At 60.1% G+C, this 1,974-nt stretch carries 2 protein-coding genes; both read right to left on the minus strand.

The window, feature by feature from the left end:
- On the minus strand, positions 1 to 289 hold a 289-nt coding region (locus ACESY8_RS19635; protein ID WP_347527108.1), incomplete at its 3' end, for an adenylyl-sulfate kinase.
- Positions 290 to 299: 10 nt separating this feature from the next.
- Positions 300 to 1,974 (minus strand): hypothetical protein (locus ACESY8_RS19640; RefSeq protein WP_498794968.1); only part of this gene is annotated, 1,675 nt, incomplete at its 5' end.

Consider the following 1,974-nt stretch of genomic DNA (forward strand, 5'->3'; position numbering starts at 1 on the left):
CCCGGTTCCAGCGGCGCACAGTGTCAAACATGGCGATGGAGCAGCACACCACGTCGATACCCTGGTCGGAGAGCAGCTTGCACACCCGGAAGATCCGGCCCGCCCAGCGCAGGCGGTCATCGTTGGTGTAGCCCACATCCTCGCCGAAGGCCACCCGGATTTCGTCCCCATCCAGATAGACCGCATTGGGCTTGGTGTTTTTGAGCCGCTGGTAGAACAGGCTGCCCACGGTCGTCTTCCCCGCCCCAGACAGGCCGGTGAAAAAGTATACGGTTCCCTTGTGTTCCATGTCCTCCTCCTCAGTGATACAGCGGCTGTTCCAGCAGCGCCGGGTCCAGCTCCAAAAGGGGCATGAAGTTCAGCGGCGCGCCGTTTTTGTTGACGAACCGTAGCCCCCGCATCAAAACGCCTGCGATCTCCCGCCGCTTGGCCGCCATGTTTTCCCCGATCTCGGTCAAGATCTCCTGCCGCCGCTGTTCCGGGTCCTCCCCCTCGAAAAACACCTTGTGCTCCATTGCCTTTTTATAGGAGGCCAGGATCAGGTCCGTGCAGCCGTGCAGCCTGCCGACCAGCGCGTTCATCGCCTCTTCGTCCATGGGCGCGCCGTCGTAATACTGAAAATCATAGCCGTAGCGCCGGTATACGTCTCCCATCAGATACTCCAGATACACCCGTTCCTCCCGGCCCAGGTACTCCTCATAGGTCCGGTAGATGGCCGCCGGGTCAAAGCCCCGGTCATTTCCCTTCAAAGACTCCGGGTCCCGCTCGCCGTTGCGGGAACAGTAGGTCATGCTCTTTGTATAGGGTAGGTCCAAAAAGGCTGCCAGGGCGGTAAAGGTGGCTTTCGGATTCAGCTTGCCGTCCTCAAAGCGGACCAGCACCGAATCCTGAAACAGTCGGTCCTGCCAGTCCACCATGTAGTTCCGGTTCAGGACCCGTTCGGTGAGCTCGTCGGGGATTGTCAGCGGCTCCTGGCCCGGTTTCCACTCGTCAATCTGGCGTTGCATGAATCGCACACACGCCCCGGTGGAGGTGGTGGGACGGCGCAGGGGTGTAAACGTTTTGATATACTTGAAGCCCTTGAGGGGGGAGAAGTCCCGCAGCTCCTGATACTCCGGGGAGTCCAGCACCGCCCGGTTCTGGTCGTTCGCGCCCAGAGTGCAGTGGTAGTTGTGGAAGTGGGGTTGGAAAAAAATAGATGGAACGATTCGGGCAGCGGGGTCCAGGTTCCGCAGATCCGCCATAGCCAGATAAAGGGCCACGAAGATATCCTTGTCCGTCCGGTCCCGCATCCGGCTGAGCTGATTCGCCAGCCGCTGGGGCTTCTCCAGATCCCCGTCACCGATGACGCTGTCAAAGGTGATCGTTCCGCCGCCGTCCAACAGCTTGCGGAACTTCTCCACCTGATCCCGCAGGTGATACAGCATCACTGACTCCACCGCGATCAGGTTGGGGTGGTTGTCAAAGATCTCGTTGAAGAAATCGCCTCCGTTATGGCTGGAGAGCTGGGTGTGCCAGATCAGCCGGTGGATCTCCCGGATGCCGACGGGCTTGACGGGATACTGGCTGTAATCCATGCCGAACCGGGCCTGGAAGTCGATGGGGTACTGGCTGATCTCGTCTCCGATCAGGAAGACCAGCTTCTCCTCCTCCAGCAGGGGCCGTAGGTTCAGGACCTGGAGATAGGCGCAGAAGATCTCCCAGTCCGTGTAATGGAGATAGACGTGGTTCTCCCGGCCCACCCACTCGCTTTTCCGCACGTTGTCCCGGAGGTACTCCAGCTCATACTGGGAGTACACATCCGCCGCCAGTACGGGCTTGTCCAGGTTTTGGAAGAAGTTTCGGCTGACCACCGGGTGCCGGAGGTCCAAAGGCTCCCCGAAGGTCTCCGTCTCTGCGGTAAAGGGGATGTAGCGCTGGTCGTCGTAGGGGTAAAAGCGGAGGGGCAGCTCCTCAAAGGCGGGAAAGTCCTGC

The organism is Clostridium sp. ATCC BAA-442 (genome assembly GCF_964239415.1).
Classification (GTDB): domain Bacteria; phylum Bacillota; class Clostridia; order Oscillospirales; family Oscillospiraceae; genus Flavonifractor; species Flavonifractor plautii.